General features: G+C 59.5%; 19 protein-coding genes and 1 pseudogene. 13 read left to right on the top strand and 7 right to left on the bottom strand.

Annotated elements, in window-relative coordinates; genetic code table 11:
- Positions 1-103: 103 nt before the first annotated feature.
- Positions 104-976: a 4-hydroxy-tetrahydrodipicolinate synthase gene (gene dapA, locus Q0K10_RS11115; RefSeq protein WP_294506976.1), complete on the bottom strand. Its 873-nt coding sequence runs from the start codon at positions 974-976 to the stop codon at positions 104-106.
- 186 nt (positions 977-1,162) lie between these two features.
- On the opposite strand from dapA, the gene Q0K10_RS11110 reads away from it, so the two are divergent.
- Positions 1,163-1,672, top strand: coding sequence for a hypothetical protein (locus Q0K10_RS11110; protein WP_294506974.1), 510 nt, complete (start codon positions 1,163-1,165; stop codon positions 1,670-1,672).
- A gap of 67 nt (positions 1,673-1,739) precedes the next feature.
- Here the strand turns inward: Q0K10_RS11110 and Q0K10_RS11105 are convergent, their stop codons facing one another.
- Complete coding sequence (locus Q0K10_RS11105; RefSeq protein WP_294506972.1) at positions 1,740-2,627, bottom strand: hypothetical protein; 888 nt, start codon at positions 2,625-2,627, stop codon at positions 1,740-1,742.
- Between the two features lie 102 nt (positions 2,628-2,729).
- Positions 2,730-4,559, bottom strand: a complete 1,830-nt coding sequence (locus Q0K10_RS11100) for an RNB domain-containing ribonuclease (protein WP_294506969.1) — start codon at positions 4,557-4,559, stop codon at positions 2,730-2,732.
- 180 nt (positions 4,560-4,739) lie between these two features.
- Here Q0K10_RS11100 and Q0K10_RS11095 point away from each other — a divergent pair, with 180 nt between their 5' ends.
- Genes Q0K10_RS11095 through Q0K10_RS11085 form a run of 3 tightly spaced genes read left to right on the top strand, consistent with a single transcriptional unit; the run spans position 4,740 to position 7,608 of the window.
- Positions 4,740-5,282 carry a GNAT family N-acetyltransferase gene (locus Q0K10_RS11095; RefSeq protein WP_294506967.1) on the top strand — a complete coding sequence of 181 codons (543 nt, stop codon included), beginning with the start codon at positions 4,740-4,742 and terminating at the stop codon, positions 5,280-5,282.
- Between the two features lie 2 nt (positions 5,283-5,284).
- Complete coding sequence (locus Q0K10_RS11090) at positions 5,285-5,803, top strand: hypothetical protein (RefSeq protein ID WP_294506965.1); 519 nt, start codon at positions 5,285-5,287, stop codon at positions 5,801-5,803.
- A 38-nt stretch (positions 5,804-5,841) separates the two neighbouring features.
- Entirely contained in the window at positions 5,842-7,608 is a 1,767-nt protein-coding gene (locus Q0K10_RS11085; protein WP_294506963.1) for a glycoside hydrolase family 36 protein, read from the top strand.
- Between the two features lie 125 nt (positions 7,609-7,733).
- Here Q0K10_RS11085 and Q0K10_RS11080 read toward each other — a convergent pair.
- Positions 7,734-8,816: pseudogene (locus Q0K10_RS11080) on the bottom strand (phosphoethanolamine transferase); the annotation flags it as partial.
- A 776-nt stretch (positions 8,817-9,592) separates the two neighbouring features.
- Here Q0K10_RS11080 and Q0K10_RS11075 point away from each other — a divergent pair.
- From Q0K10_RS11075 to Q0K10_RS11060, 4 genes are all read left to right on the top strand, one after another.
- On the top strand, positions 9,593-10,993 hold the full coding sequence (locus Q0K10_RS11075) for a glycosyltransferase (protein WP_294506961.1): 1,401 nt from the start codon (positions 9,593-9,595) through the stop codon (positions 10,991-10,993).
- A gap of 152 nt (positions 10,994-11,145) precedes the next feature.
- A complete protein-coding gene (locus Q0K10_RS11070; protein WP_294506959.1) occupies positions 11,146-12,156 on the top strand; it encodes a LacI family DNA-binding transcriptional regulator in 1,011 nt (336 codons plus the stop codon).
- An 85-nt stretch (positions 12,157-12,241) separates the two neighbouring features.
- Positions 12,242-12,901 carry a prepilin-type N-terminal cleavage/methylation domain-containing protein gene (locus Q0K10_RS11065; protein WP_294506956.1) on the top strand — a complete coding sequence of 220 codons (660 nt, stop codon included), beginning with the start codon at positions 12,242-12,244 and terminating at the stop codon, positions 12,899-12,901.
- Positions 12,902-12,921: 20 nt separating this feature from the next.
- Positions 12,922-16,227, top strand: a complete 3,306-nt coding sequence (locus Q0K10_RS11060; RefSeq protein ID WP_294506954.1) for an endo-1,3-alpha-glucanase family glycosylhydrolase — start codon at positions 12,922-12,924, stop codon at positions 16,225-16,227.
- Positions 16,228-16,253: 26 nt separating this feature from the next.
- Here the strand turns inward: Q0K10_RS11060 and Q0K10_RS11055 are convergent, their stop codons facing one another.
- A complete protein-coding gene (locus Q0K10_RS11055) occupies positions 16,254-17,465 on the bottom strand; it encodes a sugar MFS transporter (protein ID WP_294506951.1) in 1,212 nt (403 codons plus the stop codon).
- A gap of 137 nt (positions 17,466-17,602) precedes the next feature.
- On the opposite strand from Q0K10_RS11055, the gene Q0K10_RS11050 reads away from it, so the two are divergent.
- Positions 17,603-18,127, top strand: a complete 525-nt coding sequence (locus tag Q0K10_RS11050) for an O-acetyl-ADP-ribose deacetylase (RefSeq protein WP_294506949.1) — start codon at positions 17,603-17,605, stop codon at positions 18,125-18,127.
- Here Q0K10_RS11050 and Q0K10_RS11045 read toward each other — a convergent pair.
- A complete protein-coding gene (locus Q0K10_RS11045; RefSeq protein WP_294506947.1) occupies positions 18,076-18,936 on the bottom strand; it encodes an MBL fold metallo-hydrolase in 861 nt (286 codons plus the stop codon). The genes Q0K10_RS11050 and Q0K10_RS11045 overlap by 52 nt on opposite strands.
- Positions 18,937-19,307: 371 nt before the next feature.
- On the opposite strand from Q0K10_RS11045, the gene Q0K10_RS11040 reads away from it, so the two are divergent.
- The 4 genes from Q0K10_RS11040 to Q0K10_RS11025 all read left to right on the top strand — a co-directional run bounded on the left by Q0K10_RS11040 (position 19,308) and on the right by Q0K10_RS11025 (position 25,510).
- Positions 19,308-20,447: a DUF2264 domain-containing protein gene (locus tag Q0K10_RS11040; RefSeq protein ID WP_294506945.1), complete on the top strand. Its 1,140-nt coding sequence runs from the start codon at positions 19,308-19,310 to the stop codon at positions 20,445-20,447.
- Between the two features lie 169 nt (positions 20,448-20,616).
- Positions 20,617-21,675 (top strand): substrate-binding domain-containing protein, encoded by a 1,059-nt coding sequence (locus Q0K10_RS11035; RefSeq protein ID WP_294506943.1) that lies wholly within the window; start codon positions 20,617-20,619, stop codon positions 21,673-21,675.
- Positions 21,676-21,768: 93 nt separating this feature from the next.
- Positions 21,769-22,506 (top strand): prepilin-type N-terminal cleavage/methylation domain-containing protein, encoded by a 738-nt coding sequence (locus tag Q0K10_RS11030; RefSeq protein ID WP_294506941.1) that lies wholly within the window; start codon positions 21,769-21,771, stop codon positions 22,504-22,506.
- 10 nt (positions 22,507-22,516) lie between these two features.
- Complete coding sequence (locus tag Q0K10_RS11025; protein WP_294506939.1) at positions 22,517-25,510, top strand: sugar-binding protein; 2,994 nt, start codon at positions 22,517-22,519, stop codon at positions 25,508-25,510.
- On the opposite strand, the gene Q0K10_RS11020 is transcribed toward Q0K10_RS11025, so the two are convergent.
- Complete coding sequence (locus Q0K10_RS11020) at positions 25,489-26,475, bottom strand: LacI family DNA-binding transcriptional regulator (RefSeq protein ID WP_294506936.1); 987 nt, start codon at positions 26,473-26,475, stop codon at positions 25,489-25,491. The genes Q0K10_RS11025 and Q0K10_RS11020 overlap by 22 nt on opposite strands.
- Positions 26,476-26,527: the final 52 nt, after the last annotated feature.

The following is a 26,527-nucleotide window of genomic DNA, read 5'->3' as shown; positions in this document are numbered from 1 at the left end:
ATGAAATGCTGAGAGAGTCTTATAAATATGGGAAAAGGGCGGCTGCAAAACTATGAGGTTTTGCAACAGCCCCTTTTGATTTCTCCTGCTGCAGCCGAACCGCTCAGAGGATGCCGCAGCGTTTCATGGTTGCGGCGAGTTTCTCGCGGTGCTCCGGCGAGAGTTCGCACAGCGGCAGCCGATACTCTTCTGCCATGAGCCCGACCATCGCCATGGCGGCCTTGATCGGAATCGGATTGGTCTCGATGAACTGGTCGCGGAAGAACGGATAGTATTTGCGGTGGTATTGGAGCGCGGTTGCGAAATCACCCGCAAGCGCGGCCTTCACCATCGCGCTCATCTCGCCGGGAACGATGTTCGACGTGACGCTGATGATGCCTTTCGCTCCGACCGAGATCATCGGCAAGGTGAGCGAGTCATCGCCCGAAAGCACCGTGATGTCGCAGAGATCCAGAATCGTCGAAACACGGTCGACGCTGCCGGCCGCCTCCTTCACCGCACGGATCACCGGATTCTTCGCGAGCCGTGCAACGGTCGTCTCGGCGATCGGAACTCCGCTGCGTCCAGGCACATTGTAGAGCACGATCGGCAGCCCGACTTTGTCCGCGACCGTCGAGAAGTGACGGTAAAGTCCCTCCTGGGTCGGTTTGTTGTAATAGGGCGTCACCTGCAGCGAGGCGTCCGCGCCGATCTCCCTGGCCTCGGCGGTGAGGTAAACCGCCTCCTGCGTGGAGTTCGCCCCGGTTCCGGCAATCACCTGACAGCGGCCAGCGGAGACCTGCACGACGGTCTCGATGACCTTCAAATGTTCTTCCGGGCTCAAGGTCGGGGACTCCCCGGTGGTTCCGACCGGGACGATTCCGCTCACGTTGCCTGCGATCTGGAGTTCAACCAGTTTCTTCAGCGCCTCGTAGTCGACCTCTCCATTGCGGAACGGTGTCACCAGCGCGGTGTAAACTCCCTCGAATTTCATCATTTTCATAGCTCCGGAAAATTGTTGTATGTCCACATATCCCATATCAGGCGGAGAATTCCGCATGGATTCTTCTTATTTAAGATAACCCGTCGGACCGGTAAAATCAATCTTATTTCGCGATTTGATTTGAAAAATCCGCATTCACCGGTTAACTTAATGAAACAAAAACGGGGAGTTGATGTCGATATGAAGAAACGGGAACTTTTTCTGTTCGCCCTGACGCTGCTGCTGGCGGGGTGTGTCAATTTTCAATATGAAGGGGAGAGTGTGCTGCCGGAGACCGGGGAGGTTTCGGTGTTCACCGATGCGACGCGGATCCGCCGCTCTTATCGCGTGCTCGGTGAGGCGACCGCTTCCGGCGACTACCGCGACGTGAGCCGCGACCGGCTGCTCGACAAGCTCAAGCACGAGGCCTGTGCCCGGGGGGCGGATGCGATTCTCATCACCGAACAGCAGGTCGTTCCGAAATCGGAGTCGCGCAGCGTCGAACCGCGTTTCACGACCGCTTACAGCTACGACGGCAGCGCGAGCAACTGGCGGCAGATCCAGGAGGATGTCGACATGAATTACAGCAGCATGCGCGGCAATCTGGAGGAGGTTTCGGTCAATGCGCGCTACATCCGGGTGCTGCGGGCGGAGTTTCTGAAATACAACGGGGAAAATCCGCAGCTTGAAGTCGTGGAACCGGCGGAGTAAAAAACAAAATTTCCGCTCCTGAGAAAAAAGCGCCCTTTCAACGGGGCGCTTTTGGTCTGTACGCGTTTTACTGGGGACGGCGGCGGCGCGGCAGTTTGCGGTAACTGACGGTTTCCCCGCGATGGTCCACGCCCGCGGCAAACAGCACCGCCGAGGTCGCCGCCACGGCGATGTTGCGTGCGAGCTGCTGCCGGTTGTGCGGGTCGACGCCACTCTGGAGTTCCGCCTCCCGGACGAGTGTGAAACTGCGGTCGGCATTCAGATAGACCAGTCCCCAGCCCGCCGCGATTTCGTCCGGGGCGATCAGCCCGGCCGGAACTGCGAGATAGCAGAGGTCGGCGGCTCCCGCCCGGCGGATGTGCTCAAGACGGCTGCCCTGATGCAGCGTGTGCTGAAGTTTTTCGAGTTTCCGGCGCAGTTTCTGGTAGGCGGAGTTCCGGCTTGAGGCGTAATCCCAGGAACGGAATTCACTGAAAAGATCGTTGGTCGAGGCGAGTTCCGGCTCCGTCGCGCGGATTTCCGCTTCGAGCTTCTCCTTTTCATCGCGCAGGTTGTGAATCGCTTCGAGCAGCGCCTTCTGATCGACGCAGTCGCAGAAGCAGTTGTCCGTCTGGTCGAAAAAGACGACCGCGGCTGTTCGTGCGACCTCGCGGTTCCGGGGAGTGCCGCCGAGCCAGAAGCCGGCGGCCGTCACCTGGTATTTGATCCGGCGCACCGGCACGAAGGTCGCGATCGCATCCGGGGAAAGCGAAGCGAGAAAACCCACGCAAAGCTGGAGAAAATCACTTCTGTTCAGCGCTTTCGGCGGCGGAACGCGCACCGTGAGCGCCGGCGCGGCATCTTCCGGTTCTTCCGCCGGCGCGGCGGGTTGTTGTGGATCGGCAGCCGCAGCCTCCTGCTCCCTCATGGCTTCGGCGTAGCTGAAAAGATCGAAATCATTGTCTGCTTCGTTCATTTGCGTTCCCTGTTGTTCCGGTATAACATAACACGGCTGTGCGGATTTTTCCACCGGAAATGTATCGCATTCACGGGATTTTGCCGATTTCCGGATCTCTCCTCAGAGAATGCGGAAACTTGCGCTTCCCGCGGCCGGATCGGAACGGATCAGCTGGACCGCCAGTGGGAGCCCGAGCGTGATTTTGCCGCCGAACCGGTTCTTGAATTCGTAAGCGAGCTCCGGAATGAGGTAGGTCAGCCGCTCATCCTGCCGCAGAACCGGAATCGCTTCCGTCCGATACTCCGGCTGCTGCGCGAGAAACACCTGCGTCCAGAATTCGTTCGCCTGCCGTTCAAGGCGGCGGCGGGTCAGCGCCTCGCGCTCGGAGACCGTGAGCCGTTCTTCAAGATACTCCGCCGTGAGCGGCTCCTCCCCCTTGATGACGCGGCGCAGCTGCTGGTGCGCGAGCAGGTCGCCGTAGCGGCGCAGCGGACTCGTCACCCGCGCATAACAGTCGAGCCCCAGCCCCGCGTGCGGTGCGGCGAGCGTGCAAACGACACTCGGCGGGCAGCTGCGCCGCAGTGCGAACATCGCGGCGACTCCCGTTCCCGCCGCCGCGGAGTCATCCTCCGGTTCCGGCGGAACCTGAGTTGCGAACGGGAGGGGAATCTCATGTTCCACGGCGTATTTTGCGACGGCGGAACCGGCCGCAAGCATCGCGTTGGCGACGAGTTCGCGTTGCGGCGTGATGCCGACCGGTGTGATTTTCACCTCCCGGTTCTCGACTTTGATCTTGACTTCCGGCAGATCGATGAGGAGTGCGCCGTCGGCTTTGCGCCGGGCTTTGAAACGGTCGAGCATCGGACGCAGTTCGCGGAGCGGGGACTCCTCCCAGCGCGCGGCCGCGCCGTCGTAGGTCAGCCGTTCGACCCGGACGGTGGAGAGAACCATCTTCTCGAGCGTCGCCGCCCCATCCTCCGCGATGCGGATCGCAAACGAAAGCGCCGGGCTTTCCGGCTGAAGTCCGAGGCCGAAGAGCTCCGTCGCCTCCGGCGGAAGCATCGGGACGATCTTTTCCGGCAGATAGAGGTTTTCGCCGCGGTTCATTGCCTCGTCGTCGGCGGGAGAGCCGGGTGTGACAAGTGCGGCCGGATCGGCCACGTGAACCCACAGCAGCCCATCCTCGTAACTGATCGCATCGTCGGGATCGCTGCTGCCTTCATCGTCGATTGCGAGCGCCACGAGATGCGTGAGGTCGGTGCGCGATTCGGCGGGGAGGGCGCCGAGTTCGATCGCCGGGGCGGCGAGTTCGACCCCCATTCGCGCGGGCCACGGATCGACGAAGAGATCCCACACGCCGAGTTTGAGCAGCAGCTCGTGCGCTTTCGGCGGAACCGCCTCGATTCCCAGTTCGCGGAGCAGGCGGCTCGAAGCGGTTTCTCCAAGGGCGACCTGTTCGATTTCACGCATGGCCGGGAGATCTTCCGGCAGCAGAGCTCCGTTGCGGATCCGTTCGAGGAGCTCCGCGCGCCGGAGCTGTTTCGCCTCCTTTTCGCGGATGGCCGCGAGCGCAGATTCGATCTCCTCCGGAGCCCTGGCGGAAACGCCCGTTTCGACCGAACCGGTGAAATAAACTCCGCTCTGCAGCAGCAGCCAGGCCGAGTAGAACGCCTCCGGACTGCGGGTGCCGTACACGAGCTCCGCGAAATCGCCGAACGGGAGCGTCTCGCCTTCCATGAGCGCGGCGAGCTCCTGCGCGTCCGGGGTCGGGAGCACGGCCGGCGGCAGCGAACGCACCGGACCCGGATGCAGAAATTCGATGTCTTTCGGACGGACGGATTTCGTGTCGCCGCCTTCGATGCGGATTTCGATCTTCTCCTTGTTGACGGCGGTGATGGTGGCGCATTTTGCGTGATAGAGCACGAGTGCGCCGGGATTGTATGCGGGCATGGGGATCTCCTCGGTGATTTTTGCGGATATAGTATACACCCCGGGTAAAGTTTTTACAAGCCTTGCCCGGATTTTCTTGCATTGTCCGGAAAGCGGCGCTATGTTACAGACGAACCGCAGAAAGTCGGATGAGCTTTGAACAAACGCAGGCCGCAAAGCGTGGAACTTTCAGGAGCAGCTATGAAAACAATTCTGACGACGCCGCGGCTGACTTTGCGCGAGATCGTGCGCGAGGATCGGACCGACATGGCGGAGATCCTTCAGGATCCGGAGGCGATGTACGCTTATGAACACGCCTTTTCCGACGCGGAGGTCGACGAGTGGCTCGAACGGCAGTTTCAGCGTTATCGGGAGGACGGCCACGGCCTCTGGGCGGTGATCAGCCGGGAGAGCGGAGCGTGGCTCGGCATGTGCGGGCTCACGATCCAGTACGTCGGGAATACCCGGGAACTTGAGGTCGGTTATCTCTTCAAGCGGAAGTTCTGGCATCATGGCTATGCGCGCGAAGCGGCGGCGGGGTGTCGGGATTACGCGTTCAATGTGCTCGGCGCGCACCGCCTGGTTGCGTGCGTCCGGGTCAACAACGCACCGTCGCGCCGTGTGGCGGAGTCCCTCGGCATGAAGATTGAACGGATCTATGTGAAACACTATTACGATATGGATATGCCTCACGCGCTCTATGTGCTGGAGTTGCCGGGGATTGTTCACGGGAAAGGAAAGTAAGAATGGCTCTTGTGAAGCTGGAGTGTCCGCACTGCCGCAGGCATTACACCGTTGATGAGAAGGAACGGGGCGGCATATTTGAATGTCTCTCCTGCGGCCGATCGTTCAACGGCGCCGAGGCGGCCGTGGTCGGACGCGCGGAAGGGGGAAACCGTGCGGTCCGCATTCTTCTCATCCTGACGCTGGTCGTGATCGCCGGGAACGTTCTGCTCTGGTTCCGGCTGCTGGAATCCGCTCACGCTCCGGAGGAGATCAACGCGGTCGAGGTGGTTCCGACCGTGGCTCCGGCCGATTTCACCGCTCTTGTCGACCGGGTCACCGCCCTTGAGAAAAGCGTGGCGGAGCTGCGCGGAGAAGTGGCGAAAAGTGCGGCGGAGAAAAAAAACGCCGTTTCCGGCTCGACCTCTTCTGCCGGGGTGACGGGTGACGTGATCCGTTCGATTTTCTTCCGCCTCGGGCGGCTCGAGAGTGAAATTTCGAAATGGAAGGGCACGCGCGATTCCGTCCCGGAAGGATTGTGAGATTCCATTGGTTTCTGCAGTAAATGAAGGAAGTTTTTATGAAAATTGCTGCCATGGTTGGTGAGATCCGGATTGCGGGGGAGCTCCGCAGCTGGAATCTGGAATATGAGAAGGAGTCCCCGGAGCCGGGGCTGGAACTGATCCGGTTGCGTTTCCGCGCCCCGGCGCCGTCCGAACCGCCGCACATCCGGCTGGAGTGGAGTGTGTCGCAGCTCGACATGCAGTTCCGCTGGCACACGGGTGCGACGTTTCAGCGGAATGTGCCGCCGGACTGGGGCGAGCCGCTCGAATCGTCGTTGACGCATCATGTTCCGGTCGTTCAGCTCGGTTCCATCCGGGGAGAGAACCGTCTGACTTTCGCGCTTTCCGAAGCGTTGCGGACGGTTCGGATCAAAGCGGGGGTTTGTGAGGAAAGCAATGAAATCGCCTGTTCGATCGAGCTGTTTTCGATTCCAGAAGCGCCGCTGGACTCCTGGGAGACGACGCTGCGGATCGATACGAGGCCGCTCTTTTACGCCGAGACGTTGCGCCAGACGTTCCGCTGGTACGAGAGTTTCCCCGAATGCCGTCCCGCCGCCGTCCCTGCGGCCGCTTTCGAGCCGGTCTATTCGAGCTGGTACAGTTTCCATCAGCGGCTTTTCGACCGGGAACTCGAAGAGGAGTGCCGCCTTGCGGCCTCCTATGGTTTGAAGGGGATCATCGTCGACGACGGCTGGCAGACTGATGACAGCAACCGCGGTTACGCCTTCTGTGGCGACTGGGAGATTTCCCGTCGCCGATTCCCCGACATGCGCTCTCATGTGGCAAAGATCCATGCGCTCGGCATGAAATATCTGGTCTGGTTCTCCGTCCCGTTCGTCGGGATGAAGAGCCGGAATGTGGAACGATTCCGCGGCAAATATCTCTACCGGGTCGACCGGCTCGACACCTATGTGCTCGATCCGCGTTTCCCGGAGGTGCGCGAATTTCTGATTTCGATTTACGAGAAGGCGCTCCGGGAGTGGGACATCGACGGCTTCAAACTCGATTTCATCGACATGTTCCGGTTCGACGGCGAGGATCCTGCCGTGAAGGAAAATTACGCCGGGCGCGACATCAAGTCACTGCCCGAAGCCGCCGACCGGCTGCTTTCGGAGGCGATGGCGCACCTGAACCGGATCAAGCCCGGAATCCTCGTCGAATTCCGTCAGGCGTACATCGGCCCGGCGATCCGCAAGTACGGCAGCATGTTCCGGGCGGGAGACTGTCCGGCGGATGTGATTTCGAACCGGGTTCGCACGATCGATCTGCGATTGAGCTCCGGGGCGACGGCCGTTCACTCGGACATGCTCGAATGGAATGCCGCCGATACTGCGGAGACGGCCGCACTGCAGTTTCTGAACATCCTCTTTTCCGTGCCGCAGATTTCGGTGAAGCTCGCATCCATTCCGGAACGGCACCGTCAGATGCTCCGCTTCTGGCTCGACTTCTGGGTGCGCCATCGCGAGACGCTCCTGCACGGAACACTGCGTCCGCTGCATCCGATGCTGAATTATCCGGTCGTCATTGCCGATGGGGAGGAGGAGCAGATCGTCGCGGTCTACAATCCGGGCATGACCGTGCCGGTCGACTGTCCGCCCGGACGGCGTTGTCTGGTGATCAACGGTTCCGACGGCGAGGAGCTCGTGCTCGATTTCGCCGCGCGTCCGGTCGAAGGCGAATGTTTTGATGTGACCGGCCGGGCGGTCGGGCGCGTCATGCCGGGCTCCGCCGGACTTGTGCGGGTGCGGGTGCCGCGCTCGGGTCTGCTTTCGCTGCGGTTCTGAGCCGCAGCGGCGGCCCCCAGCGGGAAACTCCCCCACAAGGTGAGCGCCCTTTCCGGCGTCAAAGCGTATTCGGGACGGGCGATCCGCAGTTCCGGCGGCGAAAAGCGGCTGCGGATTCCCATCAGATCGAGCATGAGATCAAAGACAAGATCGTTCGTGAAGATGCGGGCGGCATGCTTCCGCAGTGTTCGTTCGAGTTCCGGCCGCTCCCGGCGCAGCTCTTCCGAGAGATAGCATAGCATCGGAATCGCCGCCATCTCCGGCTCAAAGAGATCGGCGGCATGGCCCACGCCGGGAATTTCGGAGTGATCCGAAACGTAGACCGCCGCCCGGACACGCGGATTTTTCCGGAATGAATCGATCAGCTCTTCGAGCAGGGAATCGGTGTAGAGCACGCTTTTGTCGTAGGCGTGCCAGTCGAGAGCCGCGGCGAAGTGTTCCGGGTAGCGCTGCGCGTAGGGGCCGTGACTGCCCATGAAGTGCAGCACAACGAGCGCCCGCTTCCCGTTGAGCGCGGGGGGCAGTTGTTCGAGCAGCGCCCCGTCCGGGCGGGTTCGCCAGAGCAGAAAATCCTCCATCGAGTTGAGCCAGACTCTCTGCTTTGCTCCCGACGCGAGCGCCGCGATCGGTGAATCGAACCGTCCCCCGGGATACTGGTTGCTGAGGAAGATCGTTTCATAGGAGCAGTGGTTCGCCACGTCGAAGAGACTGGGGAATGCAACGCGGTTTCCGGCTTTCTCGTATTGGTTGCGGGCGGTCAGCAGCATGGTCAGAACCTGCATGGTCTGGGTGTGACAGGCGTAGGCGTTGCGCAGGAGGATGCAGTCCTCCGCTTCGGCGGCACGGCGCAGAAACGGGGTCGTGTCGATTTCGTATCCGTAGGCGCTTGAGCGGTGGCGGCTGTGCGACTCTCCGAGAATCAGCACGTAGACTCCGTCGTCACCGCTGCCGGGGGACACATTTGCGGCGGTTTCGGCGCGTCTCGCGGCGTTTCCGGCGGCGTAGCTTTCGATCACGTCGAAGTATTCGAAGCTGTCGGTGAACAGAACCTTCGTCCGGTTCAGCGATTCGAGCCCCGTAAGTTCCGTCCAGACTCCCGGCGTTGCAGCGATCAGCGCGATCGCGCAGGCGACCGTGGCCCGTTTCCCCGCCGGGCTGCGCTCTCCGAGGCGGTTGAGCAGAATGAGCCCGGCTGCTGCCGCGAGCATGAGCACGAGCAGCAGTGGACAGGCCGGATCCGTGAAGAAGTAATGAATCCCCTCGGCGAGATTCGTCTGATAAACCGCCTGGATCGAGTCCGCCGTGAACTTCCGCCCCGAGACGAGCCGACGCGCGAGAATGGTCAGCGGCAGCAGGTAGAGCCCCCCGGCGATCAACACCGTCGGCAGCAGGGCGGAGCGCCGGAACCGGAGCGCGAGAAGCTCCCCGGCCAACGCATCCAGATACCAGCACCAACCCGCCAGAAGCAGCGAAAAGCCGAGCTGCTGCGATGCGTAAAAACGGTCGGGCGGGGCGAAATTCAAAGCCTCTTCCATCGCCAGAACCGCGGGAAACAAAAAATAGATCAACCGTCCCGGACGCCGCCCGAGCAGCAGCTGCGCCGAAAGAGCCGCCGAGAAAAGTGCTCCCGCTGCACCGATCTTCCACCATGATCCCGGTTCGATATAGTCGCCGGGCGAGCCGTAAACATACAACAGACTGCCTGCGGCCGTCGCGCCTCCCGCCGCCGCGCAGACCGCGCATTTCCGCCGTGAAAATATCTTCGAGATGAACCGTTTCACAAAATTTGCCCCATTTTGAAAACAGCAATATAGCAGGAGCGGATTTTTTTTCAATCGAAGGAGGAGGTTTTCCGTGTCCGAAAACGGAAAAAATGTAAAGATTAACTTTTTGCAATGTTCCGGCAATCTGGCGGCAATCTTTGTGTGGTATATTCGTTCAAATATGCCATTGAACATCATTGGAGATTTCAGGGAACAGAGTCATGGGAACCGGGGGAAAACGGTTTTTGCCATCGGGGAAGAAGCGGCGCACGATTTCGCTGATCAAATATGGTACGCTGGCGGCGGTGCTGGGGATATCGATCACGACGCTGGTGCACTTTTCGCCGGAAGATTTGAGTACGGTGCTTTCGCTTCAGTATTTTACGGCGTTCGGAGCGATGCTGCTCGGGGTGAACGTCGGATACTACGCGTTTCTCCTGATTCTCGCTTACCTCTGCTACCGGCCGCGGCGGACGTGTTCGAATGCGGAGTTGCCGAGCTGTACGGTGATTGTGCCGGCCTACAACGAGGGGAGGGCGGTGTTGAACGCGCTCGACAGCGTGCTGGCGTGCGATTATCCGGCGGAGAAGCTCAACATTCTGGCTCTGGATGACGGCAGTGAGGATGACACCTGGTCATGGATTCAGCTGGCGGCCTCCCGTGCGGGGGGGAGGATCACCGCGATCCGGCTTGAAAAAAACGGCGGTAAACGGCGGGCGCTTTACGAGGGAATCCGGCGTTCGACCGCGGAGGTGATCGTGACGGTGGACAGTGATTCGGTGGTCGCGCCGGATGCGCTGCGAATTTTGAATTCGCCGTTCTGCGACCCGAAGGTCGCGGGGGTGGCTGGGAACATCCGGACGCTGAATCTGGATGACGGTATTCTGCCTCGCATGATGGATGTGAATTTTGTGTTCGGTTTTGAGATCATGCGTTCTGCGCAGAGCGTGCTCGGGTCGGTTTTCTGCACGCCGGGCGCTTTGAGTGCTTACCGCCGTGAGGCGCTGCTGCCGGTTCTCGACCGCTGGGTGGATCAGACGTTTCTCGGGGCGCCTGCCGGGATCGCCGAGGATCGGGCGCTTGCGACGTTTCTGCTGGAGGAGGAGCAGCGCATTGTCTTTCAGCGCAATGCGATCGCTTACACGAAGCTTCCCGCCGATTACCGCACGACCTGCGGCATGCTGCTGCGCTGGGGGCGGGGGGATGTGCGGGAGACCTGTTCGATGTACCGGTTTGCCTTTCGCAAGCTGAACTGGTTTCAGCTTGGAATCCAGCTGAATCTGCTTGTGCACACCATCTGGATTTTTGTACCGTTTCTGCTGCTGCCGCTGACGATCGGGGCGGCGATCGCCGCCCCGGTGGAGTTTCTGCAGGCGATGGTGCTCGGACTTGTGGCATGGTCATCGATTCCGGCGCTGGTGTATTGTACGCGACGCGGGAACAGCGAGGCGGTCTTCGCCTACACATTTGCCTTCTACAAACTTTTCTTTCTTTTCTGGCTGGCGCCGTACTGCCTGATTTCCGTGCGGAATTCCGGCTGGATGACGCGGGGGCGGAGCAACCGGCGCAGACATTCGGCCAGTCGCAGGAAGCTGCCTTCGGCCAACCGTCCTGCCGCGTGAACCGCGCATTTTTTCTGATTTTTTTTCACTTTTTTTCGTTTTTCCCTTGACAATTGCAGGAAAATCGTTCATAATATTTGCTGTAACGTTAAGGCTAATGTTAGACTGTGAGGGAAGCCGCGATGCCTGCGACACGAAAAGAAAAGGTTGGAATGAAGGAAATAGCGGAGGCTGCGGGAGTGTCGGTCATGACGGTTTCCGCAGTTTTATCGGGGGTCGGCCGGGTCAGCGATGCCCGCAAGCGCGAGATTATTTCTCTGGCGCAGCGGATGGGATACCGCAGGAATGCGGCGGCGCGGCTGCTCAAAAGCAAACGGGTCGCCGACCTCGGTCTGCTGATTTTCGAGAAGGAGGCTCTGATTCGCGAGAACGCCGTTTTTATGGATATGACCGTTCAGTTCATGCGGGAGTGCACGCGCAACAACATCCATTTTCAGCTCGAATGGTTTGACTGTTACCGCAACCGGGAGGAACTTCCGCAGATGCTGACCAGCGGGCTGGTGGGCGGGCTGCTGATTGCCGGGGCACCGGCAAATGCGGCGAAGCGATTCATTGAAAAAGATTTGGCTCTTCCATATGTGGCATTGGGGGAAAACGGGCGATTTTCAGTGACGTTTGACAGTGATGATCGAATGCGCCAGGCGATCTATTATCTGACTTCTCTCGGGCATGAGAATATCGGGTTGGTGAACGGACCGTCAGAGTTGAGTGCTTTTCGCCACTATCGTGAAGTGTTTGATGCGACGTTGAAGGAACTTTCCCTTCTGCGGCCCGATACGCTGTACATTGAAAACCATCCCGCTGATGACTTTCAGACCGAGGTGAATCAGCATCTTGCATGTTTTCTGGGAGTGCCGAATCGTCCGACTGCGCTGCTGGTTCATTCCGGGCTGTTTACGAAGGCGCTGATTTCCGGTTTGTTCCGCGCGGGAGTCCGGGTGCCGGAAGATGTCAGCGTGATCTGTTATGAAACGGTCGACTGGGAGGTGGAAAAGTTCGTCCCGTCGATCACGGCGATCGAGTTCCGGCTGGAAGATCTTGTGGTTGCGGGCGTCCGCATGGTGCGCGAACTTCTGGACGGGAAAGAGGTTCTGCATCCGAATTTCACGGTTTCTCCCGCATTCACCAAGCGCGGCACAGTCTGCCCGCCGAAATCATTTTGAATGGACAAGAATGAGTTTGAATCATAGACATGACAAACAAATTTATCCTTACCAATTCAACCCCCATCACAGGAAAGGTCAGACGATGAAGAAAAATGCTTTTACATTAATTGAACTTCTTGTTGTGATTGCAATCATTGCGATTCTTGCCGCGATGCTGCTGCCGGCCCTGCAGAAAGCACGCGACGCGGCAAAGTCTTCGGCGTGCTTGAACAATCTCAAGCAGATTCAGAGTTTTGCGCTTCAATATGCCGACCGTTACGATGATTTCTTTCCCGCCTCGTCCTCGCCCGGAGAGTGGTCGTGCAACGATCCGCAGTGGAACAACCCGAAGACGAGCCGTACTTTCATTCAGGAAGCGCTGCAGCCCTCCGACAAACCGTATAAACTGCTGAAGTGCCCGAGTTTTTCACCTTCGGACAATATCTGGTATACAAATTACGGGATGAACTGCAAGGTCACGACCTATTTCAAGAGTGGATGGGGGGCTCTCGACAATCAGGTAAAGATCACGTCGTTTCGTCTGCCAAGCCGGGTTTTTACTTTCGGCGAGCACAACGTTGGAGTCAATACCGACGGGAACAGGATTCTGTTTGATGCCAGTGCCTGGGCACCAAGTCGGCGTTACGATCACTCCAACCGGATGAACTGCGCTTTCATGGACGGCCATGCGGCGGCATACCCGACCGTTCTGCCCGATTTGGAGACGGTGGAGGGGCACGCGTTCTGGGAAGGCACCTACTAAGCATAATCTGAGGAGTTGACATGAAAGTCGGTACTGTTCTTTGCATAGGGGTTTTGTCTCTCGCTGCTCTGGCTTCGGCTGAAGGCGGGGAGATTTCAAACCGGAAAATGGTGTGGGCGCACCACACGCCGTGGCATACGCCGTTCAACACAAGCCTGACGGCTCTGAATTATTATAATTTCCCGCTTCAGGATTCCACCGGAAAAGACCTGGAGGACTGGAAGCGGGAATTTGAAATCGCGAAAGCTCAGGGCATCGATGGATTTTTCCCGGATCTGGTTGCCAATGCCGGGGGAGGGCCGACCGCTTTTGCCGATGCTCTGCATACGATGCTTAAGGCTGCCGAGGGAACCGATTTCCAGATCGGCATCTGTCTCGATGTGAAAACCAACGTCGACCATCAGGTCAAGGAGCTCGTGCGGATGCTCAAGCTCTTCGGAAACCATCCGAACTATCCGCAGTGGAATGGTCGCCCGGTCGTGAATTTCTACACCTATCTGAGTTGGACTCCGGAAGAGATCGCGGCGATTCGCTCCGGCGTCAGGAAAGAGGGATTTGATATTTTTCTCATCGGCAATGTCGGCATCGGCTATGAGAAACGTGACGCGGATCATCTGCGTCCCTACGTTCAGCAGGCGGATATGATCTACTCGTTCGGTTTGATCGAAATCGACGGAACAACCATGCAGCACAAGGTAGATCTTTACAAGCAGCTCGTCGACGAGTGCGGCAAGTCGTTGATGACGACGGTCTATCCGGGTTACTACGGCGCGTGGCTGAACGGGAGGAACGACTTCTATCAGGTGCATCGCGGACTCGACCAGGCGCACGATTCCTTCCTGGCGTCAAACACGCCGAAGGCGCAGTTTCTCCACTTCACCACTTGGAACGACCATGACGAGACGAGTTTTCTGCCGATGGTGTTCACCCCCGGGAATCCCTTGATTACCAAGGCGTATTCCGACTGCTTCAAGGGAGAGAACACCGTGACGGGCAAGCCGGAAGTGGTGTTCGCCTATCATCGGGAGGAACTGCCGGGGACGCTGCTGCGGATCGAGGCCATGACACTGCCGACCCTGAAAAGCGGGAGGATCGAGGTTTCCGGACGCCTGCTGGACGCCGCCGGGAACTCCGTGGCGGCTCTTCCGGCGAAACAGCTTGCCGGGAACGACTTCGATCGAGTGGAATGGCTGATCCCGTCGACCGGATTGGCGGAACATCCGGTTCTGATTCCGGAATTTTCCATCAATGGCTCAAAAGTGCGGCTGCCGGACATTCTGCTGGTTTCCGGCTGGCACCAGAATGCTGTGACGGTGAAGGTCGCTGCCAGTCAGATGATTTCTCCGGAGAGCTCGCTGCAGATCGCGTATGAGAATGGTGTTCTGCGGGCAAAAGGACATTATGCCGCGCATGACAACCTCAAGCGTGTCACGCTGTGGCGCAACGACCGTCCGGTTGTCGTGATTCTGCCGGAGATTTCCGGCAAAGTTCTGGGCAATGTGCAGATCAGCGGCCGTCCTGATTATACGGTTACACCGGAAAAAGGCGTGATTGTTTCCGGCGTACGGAAATTTGGAGAAAACGGTTCGCGCGGTTTCAAGTGGAACGCCGAATCTCTGACTTCTCTGCACAATCAGGATTGGACTCCTGCCGCGCTGACGGTTCAGGGCGGGGCTGATATGAAGCTGCGATTTGTGATCGCGGGGAGCGATCCGCTGGTGATTCCCGTATCCGAACTCGCCCGGCGGGAGCTGGTCAGTTACGGCGGACTGACGATTTCCGCACAGATGGTCGACGGTACGATGCAGAATCGCCCGGCGTTGAATCAGCGTGAAGGTGCGTTTGATTTTGCTCTGTTTGCGGCGGAGCCACGTCCGCATGACCGTTACGCACTCTTCTTCGAGACAGCGGATGGACGTTACGGCTGGTCGTTTCCGGTCTGGCCTTTCGCGACCGGAAAGAAAGCACTTTCCGTGAAACTCGTTGAGACTGCGGAGAATCTGGAGACCCCTTCCGATGCGACCGGCTGGGCGGGGCGGAAGGAGTTTTTGAAGGAGCCGGTTGCCTTCCGCACGCCGAAATTGAAATCGGGCATGATTTCACCGCTGTCGATCCGTGGCGGCCATTGGGATTTTGAGCGCGATGGGCGCGACGCATATGGCGATATGCCGGTTCGAATCCCCGAGACGATGTTTGTCCCCGGGAAGATGGGGGAAGGAAGCGCACTGCGTTTTACCGGAAAAGAGAGCGTGAAAATGCGTCTGCGCACCTATCCGATCGGCCCGGTTACGATCGACTTTCTGATGAAGCCGGATGGGGGACGCACGAAGCGCCAGGGACTTATCATCCGTAACGGCTGGAGCAGTGCGGTCAACGTCTATCTGCTCCCGGACGGGCGTATCGAGGCCGTAAGAAATGGAAATTCCCGGTTTAAGCCGGAGACGGTTTTGAGTCGTGCCTCGGTTCCGGATAACAACTGGAGCCGGGTGCGCGTGACGAGTGATGAGAGCATGTTGCGCATCTACATCGATGGAAAACTTGTCGGTGAGCAGAAAATTGCTCCGCAGCGAAGCTATGGGAATTGCACCTGGTTTCTCGGGCAGGGGGATCAGAACTCCGACGATTACACCGGCTGTCTCGATGCGTTGACGATTTTCGGCGCGGCGTTTGGTCCCGGCAGCCAGGATGAACCGGAAGTTCGCCGCAGTGAGGCGTTTGCTCCCATTCTTCCGCCGGGAGTCCCTGAAGCCGATGAGGCGAGCGTAGTGACCGGTAACTGGAGTTTTCCGGCCAACTTCGAGCGCCGCGCGGCCGGAGACTCCAGGCCGGTTTTTTCAAGAGAACGGCTTTCCGCTCCGGTTCTGATCGGGGAAGAAACTCTGCTTTTCGGGCCCGGCGTGAATTCTGCCATTGTGCCGGCAGAAGGGGTTGAACTCGACGAGGGAACGATCCTTTCGATTCCCCTGAAACGGTTTGACCGTGCAGAGCCGCGCCGGGCATGGTACGCATTGCTTGTTTCGATCGGAAACGGCCGGGGAAAGTCACTGAATTTCAACTTCGGCAGTGACAAGGAGGTCATGATCTCCGCGAACGAACCCGAGTGGAAGATCAAGAGCGGACACTTCAAACTCACACTCCCCGCTGATTTAAGCATTGCGAAACGGGACGGCATGGTGATCTTCATGGTGAACGGCAAGGTCATTTATAAAACCGAAGACGATCCGGACACTCCATACACGAGGCTTTCGTTTTCGACGAGCAGTCCGAATCGAGATGACGCCACCGTCATTCAGGTTGGCGCGCCGAAGCAGTATCGCCTGCGCTGATTAATCGGCAGCAGGGGTTCCCGGTATCACACCGCAGGCCGGCTGCGTCTCCAGCGCAGCCCGTCGACCTTCAGCTGAAGCAGGAGAATCAGGGCGGCGACGGCGATCACCAGCCACGGGAGCAGGCCAAAAGTGGTCCGCGCCGCGAGAAAGCCGAACGCCGCCGGGCAGAGTGCGGTCCCGAGCATCGCTCCGCCTCCCTGACAGCCGATCACCGTCGCCGCCGTCGCATCGTCGAACCGGTCCGGCGCGGCGTGCATCATCGCCGGATAGAATGAGGCGAATGCAAACCCGATAAGGCCGATCGCCGCGATCGTGAGCGGTACGCATCCCGGAATCAGCATCAGAACCGCTCCCGCGGCTGCCAGCATCATGCTGTACCGGATCTGACGGCGGTTGCCGAGACGGTTCGCCACGAATCCGATGAGAAACCTCCCCGCCGAGAGCATCCCCCAGTAACCGACCACCACGTAACCCGCCGTTTCTCCGGAGAGTCCCCGGCAGGTCGTGAGAAACTGGTAGCTCCAGAGCCCCATCGAAACTTCCGCCGCGCAGTAGAGAAACATCATCGCCGGACAGCAGAGAAAACGGAGCGTGCGCCACTTTGCTTTCCCTCTGATCGTCTCCACACTTTCATTTTCTCCGGAGGAGTCCGCATTTTCATGCCAGAGCGGCAGCGAGAGCGCAAACAGTACGCCGAGCGTGAGCTGCACGGCCGAGACTCCCGCATAGGCGCCGCGCCAGCTCCAGCCGGCGGCGATGACCGCCGTGGCGAACATCGGACCGATCGTTGCGCCGACGCCCCAGCAGCAGTGGAGCCAGTTCATGTCGCGGCTCGTGTAGTGTTTCGCCACATAGAAGTTCATTCCAGTATCGACCGCCCCCTGGCCGAATCCGAGCGGGATTGCAAAAACGAGCAGCAGCCAGAAGGCGGGCGTGAGCGCGTAACCCAGCAGAGAAAGTCCCGTGACGAACGCGCAGATCGCAAGCAGTTTCCCCGTTCCGGTCAGCCGCAGGATCGCCCCGCTGCAGAATGCCGAAATCGCCGAGCAGATAGTCAACAGCGTCGCGATGAGCCCCGCACGGTCGACCGGCTGGCCGAGTTCCGTGCGCATCGCGTCCCAGGCGACGCCGAGGATCGTATCCGGCAGCCCGAGGCTGATGAAGCCGGCATAGATGATGACTAGCAGGACGGTCCGCCGTTTCTGCGGAGAAAGGGTGGTGAAAAAATAGTGCATATCGGAGCCCTCATTCCGTAATGACAGTGCGATTTGAGGCCATAATATATTCGCTTTCCTGATGAATGCAAGAGCCGATTTCTTGCGTACAGGAGATTTTGATGTTATTGTAACGCGAACACACGCGGGAGGCGGATATGCAGTTGGAATTCATTCAGGGAGACATCACGAAACTCAAGGTCGATGCGATTGTGAACGCGGCGAACTGCTCGCTGCTGGGCGGCGGCGGCGTGGACGGTGCGATTCACCGGGCCGCCGGGCCGGAACTCGTCGAGGCGTGCCGTCCGTTCGGCGGCTGCCGGACCGGAGAGGCAGTCATCACGCCGGGATTCCGGCTGCCGTGCCGGTTCGTGATTCACACGCCGGGGCCGGTCTGGAACGGGGGCTCGCGCGGCGAACCGGAGCTGCTCGCGTCTTGTTATCGCAACAGTTTGCGCCTCGCGGAGGAGAACTCCTGCCGTTCCGTCGCGTTCCCGGCGATTTCGACGGGCGTCTATCGTTTCCCGAAACGCGAGGCGGCTGAAATCGCACTGGCTACAGTCCGCAGCTGGCGCGGCGCGCTGCCGGAGACGGTGATCTTCTGCTGCTTTTCGCCCGAAGACCTCGAAATTTACCGGGAGACTGCGGGGGATTCGGCCGGTTTTTGCGGCTCGAAGCGGTAACCGTCTCCGTCGGAAACGATTCTGCCGATTCCTGGAGCCGGCAGGTGCATGCCGGCGATCGGCTTCGAACTGGAGGCGGCCTGTTCAAAGAATTTCTTCCGGGAGCGGCACGCTTTTACCGGGTCGAGATCATAGGTCGCACTAAAATTCGGGTGAGGAAATTGAATCGCCGCCGCGTGCAGCAGATCTCCGACGATCAGCAGCGACGGCGTCTCAAACACCGTGTGCCCCGGCGTGTGACCGGAGGCGTCCAGCGCCCGGATTCCGGGAAACACCTCGTCGTCGAACCGGAAGGGTTTGATCCGGCCCATGTAGACTTTCAGCACTTTTCGCGCGAGTTCGCCGCGCGCTCCGGCCGCACCGCTCTGCCAGTAGTCGTGCTCCGGTTCGGAGACGTGTATGGTCGCCTTCGGAAAGACCGCGTTGCCCTGTTCGGTCAGCAGTCCGCCGATGTGGTCGCCGTGCATGTGCGTGAGCAGTACGGCGTCGATCTGATCCGGGGAAATCTTGAGCGCTTCGAGCTTGTTAAGCAGAGAACCGCGTTCGCCGCCGTAACCGGTGTCGATCAGGATGAGTTCTCCGCCGCGCCGCAGCAGATAAACGTTGACGGATGCGGGCGCCTGCGTTCCCCCGGCCAGTTTGAGAAACTCCTCTTCCGAGACTCCGGGGAAGAGGTCGCGGCGCATCGTCGAAGCGGCGTCCTGAATCGCAGTTACTTCAAACTCTCCGAGCTGGAACGGGGCGATGCCCGGATCCGCCGCGATTCCCTGAGACAAGACGGCGATTCCCGCCAACAGCCACTTGAACATGATCCACCTCCCGATGCAATTGGGGTTTCCGTATCATATTGATATCCGAAAAAATATAGCACGGCGGAGCGTGAAAATCAAATCGAGTTTTCCGGCATCCCCGGCTTGATTTCCGACTTCGCAAACGTATATTACCCCCATTACGGATGCGCGTCAGGGACTCGCGCCCTTTGCGGAAGGCTCCCGTTTCGGCCTCGCGGACGCCTGCCTGATCGGCAAAGATGGATGCCGGAGACGCCGCCTCGGCGAAATTGACGGCATGAGATGCAAATTTAAATGTTCGAGCCTGCTTCGGATCACCCCCGGCCGGAAAACGGCCGGACGTGCGATGGAGTAGATCGATTTCTCTTGAAAACAAGGAACTTTGAAACATGAAGCGCAACGAATTTCTCTCCATTCTTCTCCGGTTGTCGCGCCCGGTGCTGGAGGCCGGGGCGCAGGGAAAACTCCGGGAGACCATGACGGTCGAGGGGCATCCCGACGCGAATATGCGTCCCTACACCTGTTTCGAGGCGGCGGGACGGTTGCTCTGCGGCATCGCCCCGTGGCTGGAACGCGAGGCGGCCGACCCGGTCGAGGCGGAGGAACAGCATCGGGCCCGGGAACTCGCGCGCGGATTGATGAGCGCTCAACTCGACCCCGCATCACCGGATTACGGGAATTTTGAGGAACTGCTGCGCCCCTGCTGTCAGAATCTGGTTGACGCCGCGTTTCTGGCGCTCGGGGTGCTGAGGGCGCCGCGCGAACTCGGCGAGAAACTCGACTGTCGTACGCGCGATCATCTTGTCCGGGTGCTGCGTCTCACACGCGAGATCCGGCCGCCGGAGAACAACTGGCTGCTCTTCTCCGCGACGGTCGAGGCGGCGCTGAAACTTCTGACCGGTTCCTACGACAATCTGCGCATCGACTACGCCTACCGTCAGTTCGAGGCCTGGTACGTCGGGGACGGGCTCTACAACGACGGGCGCTCGTTTTCGCTGGATTACTACAACAGCTTCGTCATTCAGCCGATGCTGCTCGAGCTGTGCGGAATGTTCCCGGAATTGATCGCGCCGGAGGCGGCGGCCCGGACGCTCGCGCGGGCGCGTCGCTATGGAGAAATCCTTGAGCGCTCCGTCGCTCCGGATGGAAGTTTCTTTGCGGTGGGTCGTTCGATCGCCTACCGCTGCGGCGCGTTTCATCTGCTCGCGTGCCTCGCGCTGCGGGAGCAGCTGCCGGAGAAGGTTTCGCCCGGGCAGGCGCGCGCGGCGCTCGGAGCGGTGATCGGAAAGACACTCGGAGAGAATGCGTTCCGACCGGACGGGTTTCTGCGGATCGGCCTCTGCGGCAGTCAGCCGGGGCAGGGGGAGTGCTACATCTCGACCGGGAGTCTCTATCTGGCCTCGACCGCGTTTCTGCCGCTCGGTCTCGGGAAAGAGGCCCCGTTCTGGACCGCTCCGGAAGAGCCGTGGACGCAGAAACGGATCTGGAGCGGCGAAAACCTCCCCGCCGACCATCGGCTTGAGGCGTGAACGCATTTTCCGCATTCATCCGTCGCGCAGCCTCCTTTGGGGATTGACCGGATGATTGCTTTTCAATATTTATTCTTTTTTCTTGTATCGCTATTGACATTTTAATATCGATCTGCTATAATTAATAGCGTGATGTCATGCGCCAGTGCAGATCGTGGGAGCTGCTTTTATGAACAAATCGGAACAACTTTATCAGAGCCTCAAAGAACAGCTGATTGCCAGTACGCCGGGCAGTTCCTTTCGGACGGTGCGGTCGATCATGGATGATTTCGGGGTGAGTCAGGCGACGGTGGCGAATGCGACCCGGCGGTTGACCCGGGAGGGGCTTTTGTGCAAGCACGGGCGCCGGTGCATGGAGGTTTCGCCGACAGTGCTCCGTTATCGCAAAGGGGCGAAGCCCGTTTACTGTCTGGCGGTGCCGCGCTGGCCGTCGGAATATTACAATATGGTTGAAATGTGTTTCTTGGAATCGGCGGAACAGCTCGGTTACGAATATGAGGTTCTCTATTTCGACTGGCGGCAGCATGTGCCGCATAAACTCGAGCAGCCGAAAGTGGATGGGCTCATTGTGATTCCGGCACCGAGGCTTATGGTTTCCGAAGATACGAATGCGTTAAACTCGCTTGGGATTCCCTATGTGATTTTCGGGGGGCATTTGCCGGGGATGGCTCTGAACTCGGTATCGAATGACGAGGCGTATACCGGAGCCGTTGCGGCGCATCACTTCTGCGAGCTCGGGCATCGCAAACTGGCCGTGCTGTTTTCCGAGCCGGTAAGCGAGGGACTGCTGGCGCGGACGAAGGGCTTCCGTCAGTTTGCGGAGTTGCGAGGCTGTTCGGTGGAGGAGATCAATTGCGGTATCTCAGCCGGAGAGGATGCGGTGAAAAAAAGCTATCTCTATTTGAGAAAGCTCTGGGCTGAAAAGAAACTTGATTTCACCGCACTGTTCGTATTGAGTGACTCCACTGCGTTCAGCGTCTATCAGGCGTGTTACGAGTGCGGAATCACGATTCCGGACCAGCTCAGCGTCGTGGTTGCGGGCGAAGCGTGGAATCTGGCGTATCGGGCTCCGGCACTGACTTCGATCGGGATCAATCATGTCCGGCTGATCGAGGAGGCGGTTCGCCTTTTGAAAAATCCTGACCCCGAAAGATTTGAGCATGTTCAGTTGAAAGCGGAGCTGACGATTCGCGAGTCGACTCGCCGAATCGCCCCTCCTCTGAGTTAACTGCAGGGCAAAGTGGGAGAAAATGCCGTTCAGAACCGGATCAGGGTGTTCCGGTCTGGTCCGGATACAATAACATAACAGGAGAGGACTGAAATGAAGAGAAAATCGCAATGTTTTACATTGATTGAGCTTCTTGTGGTGATTGCGATCATCGCAATCCTGGCGGGGATGTTGCTTCCGGCTCTGAATCAGGCGCGGGAAAAGGCGAAGTCTGCGCAATGCGTGAGCAATCTCAAGCAGAGCATGACCGGGCAGCAGATGTATGCCGATGACAACAAGGGAATGATGATCTGTTACAGCTATGATCCGCTGGATACCCGGTACGGTTATTTCTGGGCCCGGCTTTCCTGGGGCAGGGGGGAGGACGGCCGCAATACGGTCAAAGAAGGGGGCGGTTACATCTCTCCGAAAGTGCTGATGTGCCCCTCCTCGCAGAAGAACGGCGACTGGTTCAGCACTTACGCGATGTTCAACGATAATTGCGGATGGAGCGAGCCCAGAGAGCTGGCCGATGAGATGGGATATTGCTTTTTCCGGCTTGATGCGGAGCACTCCAACAGTTATCTGCTCCCTGGGAAGATGAAGAATCCGAGCCGTTTCTTCGTGTTTACGGATTCCATCGTGCAGACGGGCTCGAATATGGGATATGCCTGCCCGGTGTTTCGGACCCGCGAGGCGATGGAGAGCGGCGGGATGTATGCGCAGCACAACAACCGCGCCAACGTCGGTCACGCGGACGGCCATGTCGCTTCCTATTCGGGGGAGGAGGCGAAAAGTTCCCCGATGAAGATGACCTACTTCGTCACGTCGAATCTTTCGCTGCTGCAGTGAGGATATCCGGATGAGAATGTTTGCCGGTATGATCGTATTGGCCGCGGGGATTCTGGGGAATCTCGGAGCGGCTCCGATTCAGAGTGTCGACGTCTTCACTCCGGGCAAGGAGAATGCGCTGCTGCTGTTTCACCGCCGTGACAATTCGCAGATCCGCAATTTCCCGGTCTCCGGGAATCCGATCACGGTTGATCGGGCCGATGCTCCCGAGGCGGCCTATTTCGATTGTCAGGCGAATCCGGCGCGGAATGTCCCGGAGTTCACGAGGGCGACTTTCCGGAGCAGGGTGTTTCTGCCGCCCGGTCATCCCGTCCGGTCGTTCAACCTGCGGCTGATTGATGCCGATGACGAGGTGTTCCAGTTCAGTGCGACCCCTCCGCAGGGAGATGGCAAATGGCATGAGATTGCGTTTGCCGTCGACGCCTCCCGGCCGGAGGCCGGCCACTGGGGCGGCGGAGCAAAGGCGGACGGCAAACTGACCATGCCGGTTCGTTTCCGCGGGGTGACCGGGGATTTCGCCGGGAAGACGGGAACGTTCGGAATCGGCGGAATCCGCTGCGACGTTCTCGACAGCAACGCTCCGGTCTCTCCGGAGCTGCGGACCGGCTCCGGCACTCTGATTCACGTGCTGAAAGCGGGAGAGGAAGAGAAACTTTCTCTGTCTCTCCGCAATCCGCGCCCGCGCCGGATGGCCGGCACTCTGAAGTGGAACCTCGTCGGGGTGCGCGGTGAATTGCTGGGAGAATCGACCGAAACGGTTGACCTCGCTCCGGCAGAGGAGAAGAGTTTCGCCCTGCCGTGCCCCACGGCATTCGGGGTTTACAAGTTGAATATCGAACTGAATGACAAGGATCCCGCAGTGCGTCCGCTCCGCAAGGAGATGCGGTTCGCGTATCTGATTCCCGCCGGCCCGACTCAGGGCCGGACGGAGGGGTTCGTGTTCGGAGTCTGTTCGCATCCGCAGAACACGAGTGCCGAAATCCAGCGGAAAGAGGCGATGGCGGCCGGATGGTGCGGCGTCAAGGCGCTTCGTGAGGACATCGGCTGGGATCGGGTGCAGCCTGCCGAGGGACGCTGGGAATTCGGTTCTTTCGACCGGCTGGTCGAAATCTTCGGCGCGTACGGAATTGAACTCATGCCGATCTACTCCTACTGCGCCGGCTGGGCGGTGGCGAAAGGGTGGAAACCGTTGAACCCGGATTTCTTCCATCGCGCCCGTCCCGACTATGACCGCTGGCGGACCTTTGTCGGAACCTTTGCCGCCCGCTACCGGGGCAAAATCCGCTTTGCCGAGATCTGGAACGAACCGGATCTGTACATGTTTGCGAACTTCCCCGAGGACGAGTATGTCCGGATGCTGGAAACGGCTTACGATGAGATCAAACGGGTCGCTCCGGAGCTGCAGGTTTTCTGCGGCGGATTCGCCTGTCTGCCCGGGCAGTCCGGCCGGGCCGGGAATCCCCGGATGATGCCCGCGGTGATCCGTTCCGGGAAGTACGACATCTTCGCGTTTCACGGTCACGGACTTTTCGGAGGGTATCGCGATCAGATCGAGCGGCTTCCCTCTTACGGCAACCGCAAACCGTGGTACGCGAATGAAACGGCTGTTTCATCGATGGTCTGCGGGGAGGAAATACAGGCGCAGACGCTGTTCCGCAAGCTCATCTATTCGTGGGCGAAAGGGGCGCTCGGCTACAACTGGTACGATTTGCGCAACGACGGGTTCGATCCGGCCAACAATGAGCACAATTTCGGTATGCTGACGCATGATTTCTACCCGAAACCGGTCTATGCGGCATACAACGCGCTGGCGAATCTCTTTCAGGGCGGGACGTTTCTCCGCGAATGCCGGATCGGCAAAGATCTGCACGGATATCTGTTCCGGGACCGGGAGGGCAACATGCTGCTGGCGGCATGGAGCGACACCGGCGACGACCGGATTCTGCCGCTGGCCATCTCCGGAGTCACCGGACGCGCGGAAAAAATCGACCTGTACGGCAATCGCAAACCGCTTGCGGCGACGAACGCAGTGGTCACGTTTGAAGTCGGTTCGGAACCGGCGACGTTGCGCGTCTCCGGCCAGAGCGAGGCGTTCAAAGTTGCCGGCGCGCTGATTCATCCTGTCGGCGCTCTGGAGGTCGTCCCGGGGGAGAGCTCCGCATTGGAGTTTGCGGTGTTCAACCCGGGGAGTGCCCCCCGCAAGTTTCAGCTGGGGTTCGCGCTTCCGGATGGAATTTCCGCGGAATGGAATCGGAAAACGTTCGAACTTGCAGCTGGAAAGACTGAAGTCGTCCGCCTCCCGGTTCAGACCGACGCCGGATTCCGTTCGGCGCCGGGGCGGCAGAAGGAGCTGACGCTCTTTCTGGACGGCGAGAGTTTCCGTTACCGGATCGATTCGGTCGCCCGGATTCCGAAACAGGGATATCACCAGGAGCCGGATTTTCTCCTCGACGCGGCGGGGCAGGTCTATGCGCAGGTTCCGAACTCTCCGGAAACGGCCCATTTGTTCTGGAAAGGAACGCAGGATCTTTCTGCGAAAGTCTGGATGGGGCGCGATGGAGAAGCGCTGCTGCTGAAAGTGGAAATTCTGGACGACCGTCATGTGCAGCCCTATTCCGGCGAGGAGGTCTGGAAAGGCGACAACATCCAGTTCGCCCTCCTCCTGCCCGGACAGAAAGAGCGGTGGGAAATCGGCCTGACCCGGCTCGAAACCGGGCGCGGCGAGGTCCATGTCTGGCAGGCTCCCCGCCGGTTCGATCCGGTTCGGACGGCTGCGGAAATCACGCTTGAAACCTCCCGGGACGAAAACTCTCATACAACCGGCTATGAGGCGCGCATCCCGTTCAAGGCCATCGGTCTGACCGATCAGGCGGGACGCGAAGGATTCCGGTTCAATCTGCTCGTGAACGACAACGACGGATTCGGACGGGAGAGCTTCATCGCGATCGCCCCCGGCATCGGAGAAAGCAAGGACCCGAGCCGTTACCCGGTCGTGAAATTCTGATTCCGCAGGTCGCGGACGGAATCGCGAATCAACAGCCTCCCGGGACAGGCGATGTCGCCGGGGGGCTGTTTCCGTTGCAGAAACATCTCGATGAGATTGAGCGCGTGTGCCGCCATCGCCGGATAATCCGGCAGAAGTGTGGTCGTCGGCGGCGTCATGAATTCCGAGACGTTGCTGTATTCGCGCGAGAGGAGCGAGAGATCCTCCGGCACACGCAGATTCCTCCGCGCAAGTTCCCCCTGAATCCGCAGCGCCACATCGCCGGGCATCACCACGAGCGCCGTGATGCCTTCCTGAAGAAGGCGATCCAGCCGTTCCGTCAGCGTTCCGCTTCCCGCGAAGGAGACCAGCCGTTCCGCCGCCGCGATGCCGTCTGCTTCGAGCAGTTCCCGGAACAGTTCCCCGGTCCGGTCGAGAAACCGCCGCTCCTGCTCGACGGTGCGTTCCAGAAACAGTCCGATTCTCCGGTGTCCCATCCGGTTCAGGTAATCGAAAATCAGCCGCAGATCGGCCCGGCAGTCGGGATAGACCGTATAGATGTTGTCCGCGTGGGAGCCGCGGCTCACGAACCGTACCAGCGGGATATTTTTGAGTTCCTTCCAGCGTTCGTTGAGTTCCGGATCGTTCGAGAGGCTGATCGCTCCGGCGACGACCCGCTCGTTCAGCAGTTCGATGTCGTCGCTGTTGATGATCTCCAGCCGGAAGCCGCGCCGGTGCACCTCCTCCTTGACTGCGGTGATCGTCATCGCAAGGTAACTGTTCATCGCACGGCAGCCTGTGATGATGACGCCGATCAGCACTCCGCCGGAACGAGGTTCGAGTACGTAACCGAGCCGCCGCGCCGCGTCGAGCACCCGTTTCCGGGTCACTTCCGACACGCGCGGCCGGTTGTTCACCACCAGGGAAACCGTGCTCTGTGCCACCCCCGCCTCGCGGGCGACCATTGTGGACGTGATCTTTTTCATTGTGATGGAACAATAACTCCGGAACGGTCGTTTGTCAACCCCGGCAGCGGCT

It is taken from the genome of uncultured Victivallis sp. (assembly GCF_944391105.1).
In the GTDB taxonomy this organism is placed as follows: domain Bacteria; phylum Verrucomicrobiota; class Lentisphaeria; order Victivallales; family Victivallaceae; genus Victivallis.
The sequence above is the reverse complement of the archived record's forward strand: the minus strand, read 5'-3'. Positions and strand labels throughout refer to the sequence as shown.

Coding starts and splice junctions, on each gene's coding strand:
- dapA (WP_294506976.1), bottom strand. CDS start 976: ATGATGAAATTCGAGGGAGTTTACACCGCGCTGGTGACACCGTTCCGC.
- Q0K10_RS11110 (WP_294506974.1), top strand. CDS start 1,163: ATGAAGAAACGGGAACTTTTTCTGTTCGCCCTGACGCTGCTGCTGGCG.
- Q0K10_RS11105 (WP_294506972.1), bottom strand. CDS start 2,627: ATGAACGAAGCAGACAATGATTTCGATCTTTTCAGCTACGCCGAAGCC.
- Q0K10_RS11100 (WP_294506969.1), bottom strand. CDS start 4,559: ATGCCCGCATACAATCCCGGCGCACTCGTGCTCTATCACGCAAAATGC.
- Q0K10_RS11095 (WP_294506967.1), top strand. CDS start 4,740: ATGAAAACAATTCTGACGACGCCGCGGCTGACTTTGCGCGAGATCGTG.
- Q0K10_RS11090 (WP_294506965.1), top strand. CDS start 5,285: ATGGCTCTTGTGAAGCTGGAGTGTCCGCACTGCCGCAGGCATTACACC.
- Q0K10_RS11085 (WP_294506963.1), top strand. CDS start 5,842: ATGAAAATTGCTGCCATGGTTGGTGAGATCCGGATTGCGGGGGAGCTC.
- Q0K10_RS11075 (WP_294506961.1), top strand. CDS start 9,593: ATGGGAACCGGGGGAAAACGGTTTTTGCCATCGGGGAAGAAGCGGCGC.
- Q0K10_RS11070 (WP_294506959.1), top strand. CDS start 11,146: ATGAAGGAAATAGCGGAGGCTGCGGGAGTGTCGGTCATGACGGTTTCC.
- Q0K10_RS11065 (WP_294506956.1), top strand. CDS start 12,242: ATGAAGAAAAATGCTTTTACATTAATTGAACTTCTTGTTGTGATTGCA.
- Q0K10_RS11060 (WP_294506954.1), top strand. CDS start 12,922: ATGAAAGTCGGTACTGTTCTTTGCATAGGGGTTTTGTCTCTCGCTGCT.
- Q0K10_RS11055 (WP_294506951.1), bottom strand. CDS start 17,465: ATGCACTATTTTTTCACCACCCTTTCTCCGCAGAAACGGCGGACCGTC.
- Q0K10_RS11050 (WP_294506949.1), top strand. CDS start 17,603: ATGCAGTTGGAATTCATTCAGGGAGACATCACGAAACTCAAGGTCGAT.
- Q0K10_RS11045 (WP_294506947.1), bottom strand. CDS start 18,936: ATGTTCAAGTGGCTGTTGGCGGGAATCGCCGTCTTGTCTCAGGGAATC.
- Q0K10_RS11040 (WP_294506945.1), top strand. CDS start 19,308: ATGAAGCGCAACGAATTTCTCTCCATTCTTCTCCGGTTGTCGCGCCCG.
- Q0K10_RS11035 (WP_294506943.1), top strand. CDS start 20,617: ATGAACAAATCGGAACAACTTTATCAGAGCCTCAAAGAACAGCTGATT.
- Q0K10_RS11030 (WP_294506941.1), top strand. CDS start 21,769: ATGAAGAGAAAATCGCAATGTTTTACATTGATTGAGCTTCTTGTGGTG.
- Q0K10_RS11025 (WP_294506939.1), top strand. CDS start 22,517: ATGAGAATGTTTGCCGGTATGATCGTATTGGCCGCGGGGATTCTGGGG.
- Q0K10_RS11020 (WP_294506936.1), bottom strand. CDS start 26,475: ATGAAAAAGATCACGTCCACAATGGTCGCCCGCGAGGCGGGGGTGGCA.